The organism is Bacteroidia bacterium, assembly GCA_023228875.1.
Taxonomy (GTDB): Bacteria; Bacteroidota; Bacteroidia; order NS11-12g; family UBA955; genus JALOAG01.
This window is the reverse complement of the sequence record JALOAG010000001.1, coordinates 586,996-606,900: the sequence shown is the minus strand read 5'-3', so window position 1 is coordinate 606,900 and position 19,905 is coordinate 586,996. Positions and strand designations below refer to the sequence as shown.

Here is a 19,905-nt window from a genome sequence, read left to right as displayed (position 1 = left end):
AATGATACTTCCCGAGACAAAAGACAAGGAAACGTCAGGGTTACACCTTTTTGTGATATTTTAATTTTTCAAGAATGTCTTCATATGTGCTGTCCACAGACTTGACCATGTTAAATCCTTTAGATTTTAAAAAAGATGCTCCAATCATTGCTTCATATCCATCTGCCCCATGACAGTAATATGCTTTTTGCATATCCATCTCTGAATAATTTTCGAACAAATCAGTCAAAGGCATACCTACTGAACTTTCAATAGACCCTAATTTCCGAAGGTCATACTCTCTAACATCAATTACAGATTCATGTTCATTGAGAAAATACAGGTCAGTTGCGAACTCATCTGCCTGAATTGAGATATGCATATCAATAGGTCTTTGGGCTTGTTTCCAACTCTCAACTCCATTGTTTAGCCAACCGGCAATATTTTTAAATCCTTGTTTTGCAATTAATTCCGCAGACTGTTTCTCAATATTCTGCTCACATACCAATACAACCCGCCTGTCTTTCTCTATTAATTTAGGAAGATATTGATGAAACGCACCATCCACACCAATGTTAAGCGACTTAGGAATAAAACCTGTTTCAAAGACGGTTTTGTTTCGAACATCTAAAACAAGCGCATGGCTCATTTCTTTTTCAAATTCAGCTATAGTTAAGGATTTCATTCAATTTGTATTTAATGGGGGTTGCGGTGGTATAAAAAGGTTTTAAATATGCGGGTTCAAAATTAACAATATCAGTAAAGTATTTGTTTTCAAAGTGTTCAAATGCAAGGGTTAACATGGACGGGGCATCAGGAAAAAAATCACCTAAAAGTTCAGCATCTTCCCCAATTTCTTTTAAAAACAAGTGTGTTTTTGCAGCTCCGGAACCTGCAAGTAGAACTTTCTTATGATTCCATAACGCTGCGGTATCTTTTGACAAGACAATCGGCATATCAGCGCTGATTCTATTTGTATTTACATCAAAAACCGCTGCATAGACTTCCATTCTTCTGGCATCAAACAGAGGCACTAAACATTCTGCATTTGCAGACCTTGCTTTCATTTTTTGTGCTAATATTTCAAGTGAACTTATTGTTATTAGCGGAATATTTAAAGCCAAACAAATACTCTTTGCCGCAGCGCTACCGATTCTCAACCCTGTGTAGGAACCGGGTCCTGAAGAAAGAGCTATTGCTGATAGGGACTGCTTGGAGATTTGATGTTCTGTAAACAACCTGTCAATAAATGGCAATAATACGGCTGAATGAGCATTGGGTACTTGGCTTTCTAAAAAGTAAAATTGTTTTGTGCTTTCTGCAAGAGCTACACTACAAATTTCACCGCTTGTTTCAATACATAGAATCATTTCGGTTAAATTTAAGATTGTATATTTTGAAAATAATCTTTCACCCTATTCTTGTAATAAGGACTGAACTCAGGGGGCAGTGTTTTATAAAACTCTACTTCTCTTGCTTTTTCCTTCAAATACTTTTCTATGGAAGGAGGCATTTTTCTCGTTTTCTCAGTGGCTGTCTCTCCTTTACGTTTGTCATCTTCTCCTTGCTCCCTTTCGGCTCTTTCATGTTCAAATAATCTGTGTGAAATTTCTTCTTGTCTTTGAATGGTTCTACTGTCTAACTTCTTATTATACAATTGTTTTTCGGTCTCCTCCATCATCTTCTTTGTTTTTTCAATTTCCTTCATCAAGTCTGTACCACCCAATCCTTGCTCTCCCATTTCTTTTTGAATACGTTCAAGTTCACGTCTCAAAGCTTCTTGCTGAGCAGCAATACGTGCAAATTCTTCGCTTGAGGGACTTTGTCCGTTCATCATTTTTTGCTGCATATCTTGCATCATTTTGTTCAATCTGTCTTGCAGTTGCTTCATACCCTGCATCCCTTGTTTAGGTTTTCCTTTACCCATAGAATTTTTTTGCCCCGGATTTTCACAATTCTGTTTTGGGTCTCCGTCTTGAGGTTTTGCATCTTCTTTCTTTTCTGCATTCATCTGTTGTTGCATTTGTTGAAGCACTTCGGTAAGGAATACAGCCAAATTATTGGTATGAGTCATTGCGTATTGTTGCTTAACCAACGCGTTGCCTGTATATCTTTCCGACAAATCCATGACCGCACCATCCATATTTTGTGTAAGGGACCCCAACTCTTTCGTAACAAAAGAAGAAATCATGGGCTGACGTTTTGCCAAATTGTTCAAACTATCCTCAATCATTAATGCAGACTGTCTCAACTCTTTTTGCCGCTTTGACAATTCAATGTAACGGGGGTTGTATTCTTTGATTGAACCAAATTCCTTCATAATCTCCTCTTGCGAATTGGATAACAGAATCAAATTTTTGAGCAGCTGTCTCAACGTATGATAATCTTCCTCATTCTGATTTTGTTTGCTTTCAGCCATTTCCTGCTCCATTTTTCGCGCCAACTCTTTCATTTTCTTTGAAGCGTCTTGTTGTTTCTTGGCAGCATTATTCTTCTTATTTTTAGAAATATTTTCCTCTGCTTGGTTCATATCAGATTGGATATCTTGACTCTGTAACTCTGTATTGTCAAGTTTCATCGGGTCTTCAAGGTTGTTATTTTTCTGTTTTATCTCTTCTAAATCTTTTTGAACTGCCTCAAATTCTTTATTAAGCTCGTCTTGCTTTTTTTGCAACTCTTCATTCTGACTCTTGTCGGAGTTCTCAGTTTCTTTTCTTAATTCCTCTTGTCTGTCAGACAGCTTATCCAACTTATCTATGGTTTCATTTATCTTTTTTTCGAGTTCATATTGTTTGAATTGTTCCAAAGTCTTGTCTAACATGTTTTCCAAATCCTTGTTGCTCTTATTCAAGTCATTCAGATTTTCTTGAATTTTATCTTTATTTTGCTGTAAAAGCATCTCTTCAAGTTTCTTAAAAAGTTCTTTTGTCTTGTCATCAAAAAGTTCATCAAACATCTTTTGAATTTGCTCTTGCTTCTTTCTTAGCTCCTCATTTTTATTCTTGAACTGGTCTTCAAACTCATTGCGTTGCTGAAAATCCTGTTTCATTTTTTCAATTTCTTCTTGCAACTTTTTCTGCTCTTCAAGAAGTTTCTCAATCTTTTGTTTGTCTTCCCATGTCAAGGTACTTTTTTGCTTTAAATCATTGCTCAATGATTTTATTTTCTCTTGCAGCTCCGAAGCTTTCTGAAGAGCATGTTGCATATTAGTTTGCAATGCCTTACCTGTTTCACTCACTTGATTTTCAAGTTCTTTGTCTGATTCACGTCTTAAAGTTTGAATAGTGGTCTTGGTAAATTTGGGTCCCATAACTCTATCATTGTCCCATACTTGAAAAAAATACTCCAATGCTTCATTTTGAGCAAGACCCAATTGTTTTAAGTCAATCGGTAGAAAGAAATTCTGTTTGAATGTGCCTGTAATTGGCAATTCAATTTTTTGAAAATGCTCTTGTTGCCCAACCTTCCTATAGAAAAATGTCAACCTACTAACCCCATTGTCATCGCTTGCCTCACCGAACAGATAGTTTGTAAACAACATGTTACTGTCTTTCTGTTGTTCTGCAAATATGGAAGGATACTCATCTGCAATGATATGAACGCTGTAAGCCATGCTATCAAATCCCTTTGTTTTTGAATTGAGCACTTGAATTGCATAAGAAGTACTGTGCAAGAATCGCTGAGTCAACACAAAATTACCATGATTATCCTGCTGCACTTTTCGCGTCATGGTATCAATAAGCATTTGTAACTGGTCCGCATCTTTAGTTTGAAAACTCCATTCTACTCGTGTTCCGGCAGGAATAGTCAAATCGCCTACATTTTCAAGTGTTTCATTCTTTTTTTGTAAATACGTAGGATATTGTAATGCTACTTTAAAATTCAATATCACCGGCTTAGGAATTACGGTCAGCAAATAATCATGAGAATTAAATTTCCCATTGGTAAAATAAAAAATCCGATTGGATTGTACATTTCTAAAAGTAAAAGAGAATTTCCCTTTGCCCACTGTCTCCATTTTCATAGTATTACCTGCAGAAATGACATACATCTCAGTGGGTATTTGTTCCCCTGGTGTTTGTAATTCTAAAGTAAAATCTTGATTTCGATAGACATTGAGTTGCTTTTCTGCAATCACAAATTGAAAAGGTGCAGGAATTGCAAATTGCTTTTGAAAGTGAATGATTCGCTGACCACTTTCAATAAAAAGACCTGAATTAAAAACCAATGTTATCAAAAACAGACAAAGCGGTATAACGCTGTACTTTGCAACCTTTCTAACCCCTTCCCAATCAATCGCATTCAAAAAAGGGATGCCTGAAATTTCTCTTGTTTTTTGCTCAATAGCTGCCATGAGGAGCTCATTTTGTCCGCTGGCTTGCTTCATTGACTCTAACTGCAAAGCATTTAACAACTTGTCTTTCACCTGTGGAAAATGGCTGCCAATCATTAGTGAGGCATCTTTATAACTTAATGTTCCTTTACTGATTTTAAGCAATTGTAATAATGGTTTTACAATATTCTTGGCAACAACCCATATTGTGAGGGCAATGATTGAGAAAAACAGAATCGCTCTTATTGCTGTTCCAAAACGGCCATAGTACTCCAACAAAGCAGCAAAGAGATAACTGCTCAAAAAAATTCCAATTACTGCAATACCACCACGCAACAATTGCATTCGGTGGTATTTGCTAATAAATGCATCTAATTTTGCCTGAAGTAACGATTGGCTCATAAGGTAAAGGCTCACAAAGATAATGAAAATGGAGAGATTGCTTCAATATCAATAGCACAAGAAATAATATCAAACCGTCAAAAAAAAGAGTAGTATCTCACACTAAGCGAACACACGCATCAGTGTAGCTCTTTCCAAAGAAATTCAAACAATTCTTCTATATATCCGGCAGAACAATCAAATCTAACTCCTGCTAATTGATATATCTCAGGAATAGACCTTGTATAGCCTGCCTTTAAAGCAGTTTTATAGGCTTCAATAGCTGCAACCTGGTTGTTTTTATAGTTCTTCCAAACACCAATTGCCCCTAATTGAGCAAATCCGTATTCTATATAATAAAAAGGAATTTCAAAGACATGAAGTTGAGCATGCCATGAATAGTTTTTATATTGTTCTACTTCTGTATAATCAATCAATCCGGTTTCAAAGCGATTAGAAATGTTATTCCATGCAATAATACGTTCATCTTGTGTATGTGTTGGGTGTTCATAAACCCAATGTTGAAACGCATCGATTGTCGCAATCCAAGGTAATGTAAATATAATCCCCTCTAATTGTTCGCGTATAGCACGTTGGTGGTCTGAAGGATCTGGATAAAACTCATCCCAAACATCCATGCTCAACAATTCCATACTCATGGAAGCTAATTCTGCTACCTCTGATGGTGTTTCTTTGAAAGATTCGAGTGGTAACTCTCTGGTTAGAAAAGAATGAATTGCATGTCCACCTTCGTGTACCATCGTTTCCACGTCACGTTGCATCGAAGCTGCATTCATAAAAATAAAAGGTACACCGGTTTCAGCAAGCGGGTAGTTATATCCACCGGGAGATTTTCCTTTTCTACTTTCCAAATCCAGATGTTTCATTTTTTTCATGGTTAATAAACAATCAGAAAAATATGAGTCAATGCGGTTGAAAGCCTTGATAGTTTTGTTTAATAACTCTTCACCGGTTTCAAATGGATGCAACTTTGGATGATTATCAGGATCAACTGAAGTATCCCAAGGTTTAAGCACTTCTACACCTAATTTCTCCTTACGTATTTGGTGTAATTTCTTCTTTAAAGGAACCACAACCTTTTCAATAGCATTATGAAAATCAAAACAATCTTGCACCGTATAATCAAATCGATTGAGTGCTTTGAACTTATAGTCTCTAAAATTCTCAAATCCGGCATTGACAGCTATTTGATGTCTCAGCGCAACCATTTCAGAAAAAATATTATCTAAACGCTCGTGATTTCTATACCTTTCTTCTTGTATCGCTTTGTATGCTTCTTCACGAACCGACTGATCATTAGATTTAAGAAAGACCCCGGCTTGCTGCAACGTCAATTTCTTGCCTTCCCAATCCACTTCCATTTGTCCGCTGATTGCGCTATACTCTTGAGCAAGCGTTTGGATTTTGGTAGAGATAGGAATATTTTCTTCACGATACAAGTCAATAGCTGTCCTTATTTGTCTAAAATACAAAGTATAAGCACCGTCCTTTTTTTCAAGTTCTTGTAAAAACGATGAAGCAACTAACTTTTTATTAATTTTATCAGTAAGCGGTGTTAATTGGGGCTGAATATTTGAAATAAAATCAAGATAAGATTGCTCATATTCTTTGTTAGTCGTATCACAGGTCATACGAATATATCTCCAAGCAAGGTCTTCACTGACAACACTGTCTAATTCACTTACTTTTTTTAGCCATAATTCAAACTCATCTATTGATTGAAAATCTTCATCAATAAGGCTTTCATAATAAGGCAACAGCCCTTCCCATTGTGTAATTGTATAGTCCTTAGGCAGGAATATACGCGGATGTGCTTTAAGTTCCATTCAATCGCAGTTATTGCGCCTTCCTCGGGGTTGAAATAGATTTGGCAGCTTTACTTTTTGTATTTGCTTTAGGAGCTGTTTGTTTTAACTTAGCTTTTGGTGCTTTTAATGCATCCTTTTTGGCCTCTTTAGCTCCCACAGCCTTTTCTCCGCTTTCCTCAACTGCATCTTCAGATACTGTTAGTTTATCAAAATCTAATTGGTCTTTTAAAATCTGCCACCAACCTACTAGTTTCTTCATATCAGAAACATATACACGTTCTTTATTATAATTGGGAACTATAGTCGCCAAAAAAGACTTGAGTGCATTGTCATCGGCTTTTTTGTCAGGTACAGACAATCCGTTTTCAGTTTGTTTCTTAATTTCCAATAATACATCAGAGAGTTTCACTTCTTCAGCATCAGTAAAAATAGCAACATCACTCAAGACAGATATCTTTTGAGTAGGTGAAGTCGCAATTTTATTAGCTGCCCCATCTAAAGATTCTACAATCATACCATTTTTGCGCTGTCCAATTACTTTGTAGAGTCCTGGAGCGCCTGCAATAGCAACTACATCTTTTAATTCCATATTTTATTAATCCTTATAAAGTGTTCAAAAATAGGCAATTTACACATATTCAAGGGTTGATTTTGTGCAACTTTTTTGCAGCAGCAAGAGAATCTCTATTTGATTGGCATAATGGCAGAAGATTAGACCTATTTTGTCCGTAAATTGGTTTTGGCAATTAATTTGGTGTTAATTTGCTAACAGAAAATTATATATTATTATGGCAATAACATTCAACGATTCAAACTTTCAAAATGAAGTTTTAAATTCAGACAAACCAGTATTAGTAGATTTTTGGGCAGAGTGGTGTGGACCATGCAGAATGATAGCACCGGTAGTAGAAGAATTAGCTAATGAATATTCCGGCAAGGCAGTAATCGGTAAAGTAAACGTAGATGAAAATCCCAACATATCAGGACAATTTGGAATTAGAAGCATTCCTACATTGTTGATTTTTAAAGGTGGGCAGGTTGTTGACAAATTAGTAGGTGCACTCCCAAAGAGTCATATTGCTGCTAAAATAGATGCTCATCTATAAGCTAAGCAATTTTCACTATGCTTCAGGAAACCGCACACAGTCTAGCATCTCTTGACTTTTTTGCCAGAGAAACTGTTGAAGGTTTTATTACCGGAATGCACAAAAGTCCATTTCATGGATTTAGTGTTGAGTTTGCTGAGCATAGAGCTTACAACCAAGGGGATAGTATTCGCAATATTGACTGGAAGTTATATGCCAGAACAGACAACTTGTTTGTCAAGCGATTTGAGGAGGAAACAAATCTACGCGCACATATACTTTTGGACATTTCGTCTTCCATGTACTATCCTCTTGTTCAAAACAGCAAACTTGAATTTGCACTCAAATCTGCAGCAGTATTAAGTTATCTGCTCAAAAAACAACGTGATGCATTTGGTTTGACTTGCTTCGCAAAAAGTATTGAATGGCAAAGTGCAGTCAAATCATCTACGCAACATTACCAAGAAATCATCTCACAACTAGAGAAGGTCATAAAGTCCGAACAAAAGCGCGAACAAACAGATATTGTTTCCATGCTGCATTTAATGGCAGAGAAAATACACAGGCGAAGCCTGGTAATTATATTTTCAGACCTATTCGACCAAACCAATCTCAACAATCCTCAGTTATTATTTGATGCAATCAATCATCTTAAATTTAAGAAGCATGAAATAATAATTTTTCATACCGTATATGGAAATGAAGAAATTCAATTCAACTTTCCATCTGTACCACACAAATTTGTAGATATAGAAACCGGTGAAGAGATAAAAATCAACACCGAAGAAGTACGTAAAGAATACATTCAACGTATTCAATCCTTTAACAAGATTATCAAAGAAAAATCAATGCAATACCAAGTTGATTTCATTGAAGCAGATATTGATAAAGGGTTCGAGCAAATTATACTCCCATTTTTACTCAAAAGACAAAAACTCTATTAAACAAAAAAGCCGTTTGGAAATCCAAACGGCTTAATATTATGATTATTGGAAATTATCCAATCAGTGCCTTAGCTTCTTCAATCCACTTTTCCCAATTTGACCAACTTGTGATATTATCTTTTTCTTCAAGTTTGTTCACATTAGCTTCAGTTAGAGCAGCCATTTTAGCATAAGAATCAATACCAACAGCTATCAATCTTTTTTCAAAAGCAGGACCTACACCGCTTAATTTTTTCAAATCATCACCTTTAGATTTCTTTGACTTGGCTGGTGCTTTCTCCTCTTTGGTTGTTGCTATAGGCTCTGCTTCAGACTTTTTGCTTGATTTCTTTTCAGCTTTCGCTTCAGCTTTTTCAAACATAGCCTTTAAGTCATCAAATGCATCTAAGTCACCTAAAGTAGATTTGTCATTTGCTTGATTGATTTGTTGTACAGTTTTAGAAGTACTTTTAGCCTGTTTCTCTTTCTTCTTATTTTCTGCATCTTTCTTTTCTTCGTCATTTGCCTTCCAAATCACAGTATGAGAAAGAATGATTGTTTTAGCATCCTTATTAAATTCTATCACTTCAGCTTCGATAGTTTGCTCTTCTTTAACTTGGGCATTATCTTGCTGAGTTAAGTGACGTTTAGGAATAAAACCTTCAATACCATAAGATAATTGTACCGTTGCGCCTTTATCATTCAAGTCAACAATAGTTGCCTCATGTCTAGTACCTACTTTGAAAATAGATTCGAATGCATCCCATGGGTTTTCTTCTAATTGTTTGTGTCCCAATGAAAGTCTTCTATTTTCACTATCAATTTCCAGAACAATCACTTCAATTTTCTCATCCTTTTTAATGTACTCGGCAGGATGTTTAATTTTCTTTGTCCATGAAAGGTCAGAAACGTGAACAAGTCCGTCAACACCTTCTTCAAGTTCAACAAACAACCCATAACTTGTTAGGTTCTTAACAACTCCTTCGTGTTTACTACCGATAGGGTATTTAGCTTGAATTGATTGCCATGGATCAGGTGTTAATTGCTTAATACCCAATGAGATTTTTCTTTCTTCTTTTTCAAAAGTCAGCACCACTGCTTCAATTTCGTCACCTACTTTAAGGAAATCAGAAGGATTTCTTAGGTGTTGAGACCAACTCATTTCAGAAACGTGAATGAGTCCTTCTACACCCGGTTTAATCTCAAGAAATGCTCCATAGTCAGCAACCGTAACAATTTTGCCTTTAACTTTAGAACCAACTTTAATGCTGTCATCCAATGAATCCCAAGGATGTTCTGAAAGCTGTTTCAAGCCAAGAGATATTCTTTTCTTTTCGTCATCAAAATCAAGAACAACAACATTGATTTTTTGGTCTAAATGCAATACTTCTTCCGGGTGATTGATTCTACCCCAAGAGATATCTGTAATATGTAATAATCCATCAACACCACCAAGGTCAATAAATACACCAAATGAAGTCATATTTTTAACAACTCCTTCTAATACTTGACCTTTTTCGAGGCTGGATAGAATTTCAGATTTTTGTGCTTCGATATCATCTTCAATTAACACTTTGTGTGATATCACAACATTTCTAAAAATCTCATTCACTTTTACCACCTTAAACTCCATTTCTTTACCTACAAATTGATCGTAGTCACGAATAGGTTTGGTATCAATTTGAGAACCGGGTAAAAATGCATCGATTCCCATCACATCAACAACAAGTCCTCCTTTTGTTCTAGATGTAACAAGACCGGTAAGTACCTTATCTTGTTCCATCGCTTTACAAATTTCTACCCAAGAATTTTCTTGAAGTGCTTTCTTTCTAGATAGTACAAGTTGCCCAAGAGCATCTTCTGTTTGCTCAACAAACACAAGAACTTTGTCGCCAATTTTAAGATTTGGCATATCTCTAAATTCATTTTTAGAAACAATTCCGTCAGATTTGAATCCGACATCTAATACCACATCTTTATCTGTGATTGAAACAACTTTTCCTTCAATGATCTCATTTGTGTTAAGTGAAGAAATGTTTTTGGAATACAATTCCTCCATTTTAGATTTTTCTGCTTTAGAGTAATGGGCAAAACCTGCTCCATCCATACTCCAATCAAATTCATCCGGATTGTGCACCCTCTGTGTCAATTCGGGTTGAGTCTTAGCTGTTTGTGTGCTTTCAGTTGACTCTGTTGCGGTTAATTTTTTTTCTTCTGTCAAATTATAATTCCTCCTTTTGGGGGCGGCAAAATTAGCAAATACAGTGGAAAAGAAAAATAATTTTTGAACTTTTCAATTAAGTAAAATCTTTATCTTTTAATGTAATCGCGTCTCATGATGGCATTCATTTTTTAACAAGAAGACAATCAATAGGATATCTATCATCTCAAACTATAGGAATCTTTCAACTCGGAAACTAAATTTCACTTCTAAAGTAATAGCAACCGAATTTTAAAGTATTTCTTATCATCATTTTCTTAATATATTTGCTGCGTTTTGCATTGCTCATATAAACGTATTTGCTTTTTTATTGTCATTATTTGTCTTCTTTTCGGGATATCCGCATGTCAGTCAGCTGCAAGTTGTGGAAACGAAGTACATGTTGTCAAAGCCCCTAATAGTGGTAGAACTCGCACAACAAGTTGTGGCAACCAAGTTCATAAAGCAAAGAAAAAAAATAGACTCGGAAAAAAAGATAGAGGACTTTTTGGCAAAGAAGGCAACCCTTATAGCTCTAGAAAAATAAGAGGAAGCGGGGGCAAACTCTAATACATAGGTCTAAAATACTCTTGCCGACCCCATTCCAACTTGATATATCTATCACAGTTTCCTGTGTTGAAAGCATTATAATTCACAGTCCAAGTGTCATCTTTGAATTGCACCTGTTGTTCTCCTACCCTATACATACCTGAACATTCTTTTGAAAAATTTATTTCTAAAGGTGCTTTTATTTCTGTCTTGAAATCGGATGAAACGACTCCCTTTGAAGAACCTTTCATTGATAATGTCGCACCTATCAGTCCATTGCTTGAGCCTGATGAGAGGTTTATTTCTCCCTCAAAACTCATCATCCCAAGCTGCAATCCACTTTGATACTTCATTTGAGGCAGGGAAACAACCCAGCTATTAGCACCATTTCTACTAAAAAACAAACTTCCATTAAGCTGCTTCATTTTCTTAATATAATACCCTGAATTATATTGAATTGAATCTACTATTGCAATCTGTCCGGTTACATCTTGGTTGCTTAGCGAATGATTTACCTCTATGTATAAAAGTCCTTTGCGCAACTTTTTATCAAACCCATACAAATACTTACTTGAAAAAGAGTCATAATTATGAAAAGTAAGAAAAGCTTCAATCCCGTTACCATCATTAAAAAGTGAATCTATCCAAACTACTTCCATACAATTTTGAAACATACTGACAGTAGATGGTGAATCAATTTTGGCCATTACATCATACGCAACTGTAAACAAGCTTAGCGCATGATCTTGAAATTCAACAATTTTTGCCACTTGATTAACATTCTCTTGCTGTGATTTGTGACATGCAAAAAGACTGATACAACATAATAGTATAAAAATCTTCCTCATAGTAGTTAGAAAATCTTTTCGGCTACATTATTCATAATTTCACAAGCTTGCCTAATCTCACTGCTGTTGATTACCAAAGGTGGCGAAAGTCTTACTTTGTGAGGTGCATAAAGGAACCAATCAATCAACACTCCTGATTCAATACTATGTTGTACAAACTCTAAACACTTTACTTGTGTGGGTAGTTCTATACCCAACATAGCACCTCGCCCTGTGATTTGTTGCAAAGCAGGGTGCATCAACCCGCTTCTAAACTCTCTTTCAATTTCTTTGGCATTTTGCCATAATTTTCGTTCTGTAATTTCAACAAATCCTGCCAGAGCCGCTGCACACGACACAGGATGTCCTCCAAAAGTTGAAATATGCCCTAAGATAGGATTAGTTGACAAGACTGACATAGTCTCTTTGTTTGAAATGAAAGCTCCTAATGGCATTCCTGCTCCAAATGCTTTTGCAAGTACCAAGATGTCCGGTTGAATTTCATACTGTTCAAAAGCAAACAAAGTACCGCTCCTTCCCATACCGCATTGCACCTCATCTAATACTAAAAGAGCACCACTCTGAGTACATCTATTTCTTAATTCTTTTAACCACTCTTGGTTTGATGGCAGATAACCGGCTTCACCCATGATAGTTTCAACAAAAACTGCCGCAGTATCAGTTGTAATATAATCTAAATCCTCAATTGAATTTTGTTTTATTTGCCTCATCTGAGGAAGCAATGGGCGATAAAAATCAGTATAATAAGGGTCTGCACTGAGACTAATTGCACCATGTGTGCTTCCATGATATGCATTTTTGAGCGCAATAATCTCTGCACGCCCTGTAGCTCTCTTAGCTAATTTCATAGCACCTTCTATAGCTTCACTTCCTGAATTTGTAAAAAATACAGAAGTTTGATCTTTGAAAGGTAAGAATTGCGAAAGTACCTCTGCTAACTTCACTTGGGGGGTCAAAACGAGTTCTCCATATACCATTAAGTGAAGATACTTATGCGCTTGTTCTTCAATCGCATTAATTACAGCTTTATTACCATGCCCCAGGGAACTGACACTAATCCCTGATATTAAATCGAGATATTGCTCCCCATGTGTTCCATACAAAACAACTCCGTCCGCCCTTTCGATTTCAAGTAATAAAGGAGCTTGTGTAGTTTGTGCCAGTAAATTTAAAAAGAGTGTCTTTTGTGAAATCATATCAAAAAAAAAGCCCCGCAAATGCGAGGCTCAAAGGAACGTAAAAAGGTAGAATTATCCAACCTTTTTAGAAAGATCAGAACCAGCTTTGAATTTAACAACTTTCTTAGCAGGAATTTTAATTTCTTGACCTGTTCTTGGGTTACGGCCTTTTCTTGCAGCTCTTTTAGTAACTGAGAAAGTTCCGAATCCAACTAAGATAAGGTTATCACCTTTCTTTAAAGCTTTAGATGTTGCATCAATGAATGAATTCAAAGCTGCTGATGCTTGTACTTTAGTGATTGAAGCATCCTTTGCAATGTGATCGATTAAATCTGATTTGTTCATAATATTTAATTATTTAAGTTAATAAAAATTTACATCGTCAAATGTAGAGTACACAATTAGAAATGCAAGCACTTCCGCATTTTTTTTAACGCTATTTATTCACCTAAAATCAACAATCTGATTAATTATTTCCTTAACTTCGTTAACTTGCTGATTATCAGATATGTTATTAGTTGTTTTCACACTTTGTTTATTGACTACCAAGGTTGATAGTTCATAAAATTGCACCCTCTTTTCCATTAAAAAATACATTTTTTCTTCTATTTCTTCATTTGAACTGTCGGCAAAAAGTGGTCTAAACCGCCTATTTACGGTGTTTCTCTGTATCAAAGTGGCTATATCAACTTCCAGATAAATAGTTAAACCATTTGAATTCATCCACTCCATATTATCTAAAAATGCAACAGAGCCTCCGCCTGTACTAATAACTGCATGTTGCAAATCTTTCAATCCTTGCAAATAGAATCGTTCAATTTCCCTAAAACCTAATTCGCCAATATCTTCAAACATTTTTGCTATCGATTTATTTTCATTTTCTTCTATTAATTTATCTAAATCAACAAAACTATAATTAAGAGCTTTTGCCAATTTAGCCCCAAAGGTAGTTTTGCCACTTGCCGGCATTCCAACAACAAAAATTTTTGTCATTATTTTTTTAATTTCGGATCAAGATATTGATATGAGATATTGACCAGTGAGTTGACCGCTATGAAGATGATAGCAATGTAAATTACTCCACCGGAGACAACAGGCAAATCACTAAGTTGCACAGATTCTATTAAAACTTTGCCAAGTCCTTTCCAATTAAAGATGTATTCAACAAAGAATGCGCCCGCCATCATTGATGCAAACCAACCTGAGGCAGCTGTAATAACCGGATTGAGTGCATTTTTAAGTGCATGACGTACAATTAATTTATTAGGTGACAATCCTTTTGCTTTTGCTGTCCTTATATAATCACTCTGCAACACTCCCAAAAGAGAAGAACGCATTAATTGAGTAATTACTGCAACAGGTCTAACAGCTAACGCGAGCGCAGGCAATACCAAATTTTCCAATGTTAATATTTGGTTCCCTGTTTCTAAATCAATTGAAAATAAGCTTCCGGTCATGGGAAGACCTGTATATTGATGCCATACAAACCCAAACAGCCACGCTATTAATATTGAAGAGAAAAAAGAAGGTATGGAAATGAAAAGTGTACTAAAAGCAAGTATGACAGAGTCTGCTATACTATTATAATTTAATGCAGCAATAGTCCCAAGCACAATCCCCATGAAAAATGCCAGCAACATAGCAACACCTGCTAATGTTAATGTACCTACCAGCGCTTCGAGAAGAATGGAAACCACAGGTTTACGATTTTGATATGAAAGTCCAAAATCAGGAAATTTAATAACTAATGCTGAAGTAGCGGAAACACCAATGTTGATATTAGTCTCTACAATATTGTTCTTTGATTCAACTGAAATAGGGCTTAAATGTTTTAAATAGTGAATGTATCGGGCAAATGCCGGTTTGTCTAAACCCAACTCTTCTTTTATGGCTTGTTTTGTTTGCAAATCACTTCTTTGACCTACCACTAATTCATCTGCATCCGGAAACACATAAAAAAGAATAAAACAAAGTGTTATGACTCCCCATAAAATACTTAAGGGATAAAAAGACCTTATTATAAGGTGTTTAAACATCCTTTCTACAATTATTTTAGCTTCTTCTTAATTCTCTTGAAAGAAGGAATACGGTGAGCATCCCAATTTTTTACCACTATGGGACCTTTAAGTAAAATCACCCCCGGATTGGAACGGATAATTGATTTAACAAATTTATTATCAGCAGTACAAAACTTAAATTCTAACTGATGTGTTGAAGCAAAACTATCTAAATCGTCCTTTGTGTTACTGGTTATAAACCATATCGGCTTCCCTGTTTCTTTAGTCCAAGTATTTGCCAGTTCTACTGCTTTTTCTATTCCTTTCTTATTTGCAATTGTAATATCATAAGAAGCGATTATAAGCTGATAATCTGTGCTGTGCAAAATAGAATCCGACACATCTCCTAAGTCTGAATGAATGATATCGTGAAAATTGTCTAATTTGGGCTTATATGCTTTTTGAATAATCTTTTCCTTGCGGTCCACAAACTCCCAATCATCATTATCTACCGGGGCTGTATTGATATCAAACTCTTTTACTGTGCCATCCTTTTTGTTCTTATAGAAATACACAATTTCCATCACATCGTCTTTGGTCTGTCCTTCGGGAATCAATGTCCTTTGATATAAATTATTGCCATCAGCAAAGTTCAAGAAATTAACAGGTGGTAAATAATACAGTGCATACAGGCTATAAGACAATGAGATTAATCCGATTACTATGGTTGCTTTAAGAGAAAATCCATTGGAAAATACCGGCTTTATAATTTTATTTTTTGCCAACAAGAAAATAATAAGCATCAATAGTATCACATCTTTATAAAATGATTGCCAAGGAGTCAACTTGATTGCATCGCCAAAACATCCACAGTCTGTTACCTTATTAAATACTGCTGAGTACCCTGTGAGAAAAGTAAAAAACACTATCATCAAAAACGTTACCAACAGCGCAGGAAGAGGCTTCCAACCTATGAGCAAAACAAATCCAAGCACTAACTCAAACACACATATCAACATCCCAATCCATAAAGCATAAGGAACAAGTGCCTCAAAAAATTTAGATGCAAGGGGTTGCGACTTTATGTTATTAGAGTAATCCAATGTAATGTCATTTTCAATATCATTATATGGTGAAATATGTTCTGTGAATCTATTGAGCGGGTCTTGTCCTAAAGCCCAGTTAAACCAAATTGAATCCGTTTCCGGCTGCTGTGGCTTATAGAGATAATTTTCATCAAATAAAACTTCATTTTCAACGCTCACCACTACATTAGTAACAACAAAAGTATCACTCCCTAGTTCCATTAGTTCTTTGTCGGTCTTACTAGTAAGCCATAATGTACTGCTTGTTTTATGTTTATATACCGGAAAACTATGCGTAACATCATTGCCACGCTGATCTTGAATTTGAATATGAAGACTATCTTGTTGCACATCCAAATCGTCTGCGAAAACCTCAAAATACTCCTCCATTTTATATGAAAAACCAACCGGATCATTAAACTTTACAAAACCGGAGAACATGAACAGTAAGCCAACAAGCGCTCTGACAGTATGGGTTAATAACTTCATTTCTGTGCTAAGTATTTTTCAAAAGTAGGCAAATATAGTACGGAAGCATGATTTTATACGCAAAAAACTTGTTTGTTTTGCAGGCATAAATGTACCAAGACAACAAATATCAACTTCGACTCAATCTAAAAGGAGAACTTAAAACATGGTATCACCCTCTAATTATGGGAATACTCAATATCACAGAAGACTCTTTTTATGAAGGAAGTTGTATTCATAGTATCCAAGAAGCCTTGGATACAGCAGGCAAAATGTTAGATGAAGGCGCTGACATTCTTGATATAGGTGCACAGAGCACAAGACCAGGCGCTGACTCACAATCAGCAGAACAAGAATTGGCAAGGATTATCCCTATGATAGAAGCTATTTCCAAACATTTTCCAAAGGCAATCTTAAGCGTTGACACATTCTACTCTTCGGTATCCAACGCGTGCATACATAGTGGAGCACACATTATTAACGATATTAGTGCAGGGGAAATCGACCCTGAAAATACTCATATTGCAGCCCAAAACAGCTGTCCTTATATTGCAATGCACATGCAAGGCACGCCTAAAACAATGCAAAATGCTCCCTCTTATCACAATGTTTGCCAAGAGGTAACACATTATCTGGGTGTAAATAAACAGAAAGCCGAGACAATAGGTATATCAGACTTTATTGCGGATGTCGGTTTTGGATTTGGTAAGACCATCTCACACAATTATTCACTACTACGCAATCTTTCAGCTATTAAACACATATTACAAACGCCTATTTTGGTTGGCGTCTCACGAAAAACTATGCTCTGGAAACTATTTAATTCTACTCCACAAGACATGCTGCCTTCAACAAGTGCGCTACATTTATTTGCACTACAACAAGGAGCCGACATACTGAGAGTTCACGATGTAAAAGAGGCTGTACAGGTCAGAATCTTGTGGACCGAATGGCTGAATGGTCTATATTTGCCAAGCAATTAATAATCTTGTACAAGATGACAGAATCTAAAAAAAGAAACACTCCTCTCCTCTTAACTATTACACTCATTGTGATATTGATAGGTGCGCCCATCGCATGGATTGTGGTGTTTAAAACCGGCAAACATTTAACCCAAAAACTACCTATACTTTTTGAAACCTCAGTTGATGCCAATGGCGACACAATATACCACACCATTGAAGATTTTGAGTTTACAAATCAATTAGGTCAAAAAATTTCAAAAGAGTCTGTAAAAGGGAAAATTTTGTTAGTAAACTTCTTCTTTGCAACATGCCATGATGTATGCCCTGAGATGAATCGTAATCTCCAACAGGTCTATTTAGAATTTGTGAATGATGACAATGTTGTTTTTTTGTCTCACACAGTTGACCCTGAACATGATTCCGTACCTGTTCTATTAGAATACAGTAAACGATTTGGCGCGGAAGCACCCAAGTGGAACTTTCTTACAGGACCAAAAGAAAAAATATATGACATGGCAGAAGAGTCATACAAGCTGCTGGCAAATGAAGATAGAGAAAATAATACATTTTTTCATAGCGAGAGCATTGTATTGGTGGACAAAGAAGGCAGAGTCAGAGGTATTTTTCCCGGAAGAAGAGGAATGGCAAAGGATGGAATTCCTGCAATTAAAGACGCAGTAAGAGCTTTAGAATATGAATATAGTCAACAAAGCAAATGAGAGAAAGTTCATTTAAACGCATAATCATAATTTTGTCCATCATACTGCCAATTGCAGTATTAATGTTATTTAGAATCAAGTTGGAAGGATATGACACACGTTTTCTCCCGCCTATTTATGCTACAACTAATGCAATTACTGCAATGCTGTTGATAGCAGCTCTCGTTGCCATCAAAAGAAAAAATATAGCCTTACACGAAAGATTAATTAAGATATGTCTCGGTTTATCTGTCATGTTCATTGTATTATATGCAATCCGACACATGACCGCGTCCGAAGTTCGCTTTGGGGACATTAATGGGAACGGAACATTGTCAGACTCCGAACTAATGAACGTGGGTGCCTTACGATATGTATATTATTTCCTCTTAATTAGTCATATTCTACTTTCGGTCATTGTCATTCCTCTTGTTTTGTTTGCATTTATGAGGGGAATGCTAAAGCAAATTGAAAAACATAAAAAAATTGTTAGATATGCCTTTCCTGTGTGGCTATATGTTGCCGTATCAGGGGCATTAGTTTATTTGTTAATTTCACCTTATTACATTTAAAATGAAAAAGTTTTTAGGATTATTGTTGGTATTTAGCATTGGGATTTTACAAGCATCTGCGCAATGTCCAATGTGTAAAAGCGCAGTTGTATCATCCCTTCAATCACATGACGAGAAGGTTGTAGGAATGGGATTAAATCCAGGTATTTTAATCATGTTAGCTACCGTATATGCTGTTATCTTTATTTCGGTTACAGTCTGGTATCTTAAGAATCGCAAAGCCCAAAAAAGATTTTCCAATTAATCGAATTCTTTGCCATATTTGCATATTCAAACAAAGCTATTCACATTATGAAAAGAAAAATTACATCAATTCTTACACTTATTCTGATTGGCTCACTTGCTTTTTCAGGCTGTAAAAAGAGCAATAAAGATGACGACCAAAAAGAAACAAACCCATGTGGAGATAAAAACACCTGTTTCAAGATAGGGGCAGACCTCAGTTATGCTTTTAACACCACATGGATCTCTCAAGCACAAGACAAATACAAAATTTATTACAACCAATCATTAGGTGGAACGAGCAGTGAAAGACTTGACCTTGTTATTAAAAGTGAAGGTGGTCTAAAAGAAGGCACTTATGAATTTATAAGTATAGACAAACCGCTAAACACAAACAAACAAGCAACATTTGAATACTATAAAAATAATGCGGGTGATTTGACACAAGTAAAATGCGAATCCGGAACGCTCACCATTACAAAGTTCGCTGATAAAAAATTGTCAGGCAAATTCACTTGTGCCGCAAAAGATGCTTTCGGTATCGCTTTATCTGTAACTTCCGGCAATTTCTACATGTTAGAAAATTAAATTTC

Annotated in this window: 19 protein-coding genes and 1 pseudogene; 7 read left to right on the top strand and 13 right to left on the bottom strand. The window is 35.9% G+C overall.

Annotated features, from left to right (window positions below):
• Positions 1–40: 40 nt before the first annotated feature.
• The 5 genes from M0R38_02860 to M0R38_02840 all read right to left on the bottom strand — a co-directional run bounded on the left by M0R38_02860 (position 41) and on the right by M0R38_02840 (position 7,111).
• Positions 41–664, bottom strand: a complete 624-nt coding sequence (locus tag M0R38_02860; GenBank protein ID MCK9480685.1) for a rhodanese-like domain-containing protein — start codon at positions 662–664, stop codon at positions 41–43.
• The gene (gene tsaB / locus M0R38_02855) at positions 642–1,349 is read right to left on the bottom strand and encodes a tRNA (adenosine(37)-N6)-threonylcarbamoyltransferase complex dimerization subunit type 1 TsaB (GenBank protein MCK9480684.1); all 708 of its coding nucleotides are present in this window, start codon (positions 1,347–1,349) and stop codon (positions 642–644) included. Before tsaB ends, M0R38_02860 begins: the two co-directional genes overlap by 23 nt.
• Before the next feature lie 11 nt (positions 1,350–1,360).
• Positions 1,361–4,714, bottom strand: a complete 3,354-nt coding sequence (locus tag M0R38_02850) for a hypothetical protein (protein MCK9480683.1) — start codon at positions 4,712–4,714, stop codon at positions 1,361–1,363.
• Positions 4,715–4,833: 119 nt separating this feature from the next.
• On the bottom strand, positions 4,834–6,540 hold the full coding sequence (locus tag M0R38_02845) for a M3 family oligoendopeptidase (protein MCK9480682.1): 1,707 nt from the start codon (positions 6,538–6,540) through the stop codon (positions 4,834–4,836).
• Positions 6,541–6,550: 10 nt separating this feature from the next.
• A complete protein-coding gene (locus tag M0R38_02840) occupies positions 6,551–7,111 on the bottom strand; it encodes a DUF5606 domain-containing protein (GenBank protein ID MCK9480681.1) in 561 nt (186 codons plus the stop codon).
• Between the two features lie 199 nt (positions 7,112–7,310).
• On the opposite strand from M0R38_02840, the gene trxA reads away from it, so the two are divergent.
• Positions 7,311–7,628, top strand: coding sequence for a thioredoxin (gene trxA / locus M0R38_02835; GenBank protein ID MCK9480680.1), 318 nt, complete (start codon positions 7,311–7,313; stop codon positions 7,626–7,628).
• A gap of 17 nt (positions 7,629–7,645) precedes the next feature.
• Positions 7,646–8,551: a DUF58 domain-containing protein gene (locus tag M0R38_02830; GenBank protein MCK9480679.1), complete on the top strand. Its 906-nt coding sequence runs from the start codon at positions 7,646–7,648 to the stop codon at positions 8,549–8,551.
• A gap of 52 nt (positions 8,552–8,603) precedes the next feature.
• Here the strand turns inward: M0R38_02830 and rpsA are convergent, their stop codons facing one another.
• The 8 genes and pseudogenes from rpsA to M0R38_02790 all read right to left on the bottom strand — a co-directional run bounded on the left by rpsA (position 8,604) and on the right by M0R38_02790 (position 16,876).
• On the bottom strand, positions 8,604–10,637 hold the full coding sequence (gene rpsA, locus M0R38_02825; protein ID MCK9480678.1) for a 30S ribosomal protein S1: 2,034 nt from the start codon (positions 10,635–10,637) through the stop codon (positions 8,604–8,606).
• 659 nt (positions 10,638–11,296) lie between these two features.
• Positions 11,297–12,049 carry a hypothetical protein gene (locus tag M0R38_02820; protein ID MCK9480677.1) on the bottom strand — a complete coding sequence of 251 codons (753 nt, stop codon included), beginning with the start codon at positions 12,047–12,049 and terminating at the stop codon, positions 11,297–11,299.
• An 83-nt stretch (positions 12,050–12,132) separates the two neighbouring features.
• Positions 12,133–13,323 (bottom strand): aminotransferase class III-fold pyridoxal phosphate-dependent enzyme, encoded by a 1,191-nt coding sequence (locus M0R38_02815; GenBank protein ID MCK9480676.1) that lies wholly within the window; start codon positions 13,321–13,323, stop codon positions 12,133–12,135.
• 54 nt (positions 13,324–13,377) lie between these two features.
• Entirely contained in the window at positions 13,378–13,650 is a 273-nt protein-coding gene (locus M0R38_02810; GenBank protein ID MCK9480675.1) for an HU family DNA-binding protein, read from the bottom strand.
• Positions 13,651–13,749: 99 nt separating this feature from the next.
• Positions 13,750–14,298 carry a shikimate kinase gene (locus M0R38_02805; GenBank protein MCK9480674.1) on the bottom strand — a complete coding sequence of 183 codons (549 nt, stop codon included), beginning with the start codon at positions 14,296–14,298 and terminating at the stop codon, positions 13,750–13,752.
• Positions 14,298–15,341, bottom strand: coding sequence for an ABC transporter permease (locus M0R38_02800; protein ID MCK9480673.1), 1,044 nt, complete (start codon positions 15,339–15,341; stop codon positions 14,298–14,300). Before M0R38_02800 ends, M0R38_02805 begins: the two co-directional genes overlap by 1 nt.
• Before the next feature lie 11 nt (positions 15,342–15,352).
• Entirely contained in the window at positions 15,353–16,609 is a 1,257-nt protein-coding gene (locus tag M0R38_02795) for a hypothetical protein (protein ID MCK9480672.1), read from the bottom strand.
• Positions 16,610–16,756: 147 nt separating this feature from the next.
• Positions 16,757–16,876: pseudogene (locus tag M0R38_02790) on the bottom strand (DoxX family protein).
• Positions 16,877–16,965: 89 nt separating this feature from the next.
• On the opposite strand from M0R38_02790, the gene folP reads away from it, so the two are divergent.
• From folP to M0R38_02765, 5 genes are read left to right on the top strand one after another with little or no spacing between them, the layout of a single operon-like run.
• Complete coding sequence (gene folP, locus M0R38_02785; protein ID MCK9480671.1) at positions 16,966–17,838, top strand: dihydropteroate synthase; 873 nt, start codon at positions 16,966–16,968, stop codon at positions 17,836–17,838.
• Between the two features lie 14 nt (positions 17,839–17,852).
• Positions 17,853–18,539 carry an SCO family protein gene (locus M0R38_02780; GenBank protein MCK9480670.1) on the top strand — a complete coding sequence of 229 codons (687 nt, stop codon included), beginning with the start codon at positions 17,853–17,855 and terminating at the stop codon, positions 18,537–18,539.
• Positions 18,536–19,090 (top strand): DUF420 domain-containing protein, encoded by a 555-nt coding sequence (locus tag M0R38_02775; GenBank protein ID MCK9480669.1) that lies wholly within the window; start codon positions 18,536–18,538, stop codon positions 19,088–19,090. The genes M0R38_02780 and M0R38_02775 overlap by 4 nt, the downstream gene beginning before the upstream one ends.
• 1 nt (position 19,091) lies before the next feature.
• Positions 19,092–19,334, top strand: a complete 243-nt coding sequence (locus M0R38_02770; GenBank protein ID MCK9480668.1) for a hypothetical protein — start codon at positions 19,092–19,094, stop codon at positions 19,332–19,334.
• 47 nt (positions 19,335–19,381) lie between these two features.
• The gene (locus M0R38_02765) at positions 19,382–19,900 is read left to right on the top strand and encodes a hypothetical protein (GenBank protein MCK9480667.1); all 519 of its coding nucleotides are present in this window, start codon (positions 19,382–19,384) and stop codon (positions 19,898–19,900) included.
• The last annotated feature ends 5 nt before the right edge of the window (positions 19,901–19,905 follow it).

Excerpts from the sequence above, each read along its gene's own strand:
- M0R38_02765 (MCK9480667.1), top strand. The coding sequence starts at position 19,382 with ATGAAAAGAAAAATTACATCAATTCTTACACTTATTCTGATTGGCTCA.
- trxA (MCK9480680.1), top strand. The coding sequence starts at position 7,311 with ATGGCAATAACATTCAACGATTCAAACTTTCAAAATGAAGTTTTAAAT.
- rpsA (MCK9480678.1), bottom strand. The coding sequence starts at position 10,637 with ATGGATGGAGCAGGTTTTGCCCATTACTCTAAAGCAGAAAAATCTAAA.
- folP (MCK9480671.1), top strand. The coding sequence starts at position 16,966 with ATGTACCAAGACAACAAATATCAACTTCGACTCAATCTAAAAGGAGAA.
- M0R38_02845 (MCK9480682.1), bottom strand. The coding sequence starts at position 6,540 with ATGGAACTTAAAGCACATCCGCGTATATTCCTGCCTAAGGACTATACA.
- tsaB (MCK9480684.1), bottom strand. The coding sequence starts at position 1,349 with ATGATTCTATGTATTGAAACAAGCGGTGAAATTTGTAGTGTAGCTCTT.
- M0R38_02800 (MCK9480673.1), bottom strand. The coding sequence starts at position 15,341 with ATGTTTAAACACCTTATAATAAGGTCTTTTTATCCCTTAAGTATTTTA.
- M0R38_02805 (MCK9480674.1), bottom strand. The coding sequence starts at position 14,298 with ATGACAAAAATTTTTGTTGTTGGAATGCCGGCAAGTGGCAAAACTACC.
- M0R38_02775 (MCK9480669.1), top strand. The coding sequence starts at position 18,536 with ATGAGAGAAAGTTCATTTAAACGCATAATCATAATTTTGTCCATCATA.
- M0R38_02815 (MCK9480676.1), bottom strand. The coding sequence starts at position 13,323 with ATGATTTCACAAAAGACACTCTTTTTAAATTTACTGGCACAAACTACA.
- M0R38_02795 (MCK9480672.1), bottom strand. The coding sequence starts at position 16,609 with ATGGAACTAGGGAGTGATACTTTTGTTGTTACTAATGTAGTGGTGAGC.
- M0R38_02770 (MCK9480668.1), top strand. The coding sequence starts at position 19,092 with ATGAAAAAGTTTTTAGGATTATTGTTGGTATTTAGCATTGGGATTTTA.
- M0R38_02860 (MCK9480685.1), bottom strand. The coding sequence starts at position 664 with ATGAAATCCTTAACTATAGCTGAATTTGAAAAAGAAATGAGCCATGCG.
- M0R38_02840 (MCK9480681.1), bottom strand. The coding sequence starts at position 7,111 with ATGGAATTAAAAGATGTAGTTGCTATTGCAGGCGCTCCAGGACTCTAC.
- M0R38_02780 (MCK9480670.1), top strand. The coding sequence starts at position 17,853 with ATGACAGAATCTAAAAAAAGAAACACTCCTCTCCTCTTAACTATTACA.
- M0R38_02810 (MCK9480675.1), bottom strand. The coding sequence starts at position 13,650 with ATGAACAAATCAGATTTAATCGATCACATTGCAAAGGATGCTTCAATC.
- M0R38_02850 (MCK9480683.1), bottom strand. The coding sequence starts at position 4,714 with ATGAGCCAATCGTTACTTCAGGCAAAATTAGATGCATTTATTAGCAAA.
- M0R38_02830 (MCK9480679.1), top strand. The coding sequence starts at position 7,646 with ATGCTTCAGGAAACCGCACACAGTCTAGCATCTCTTGACTTTTTTGCC.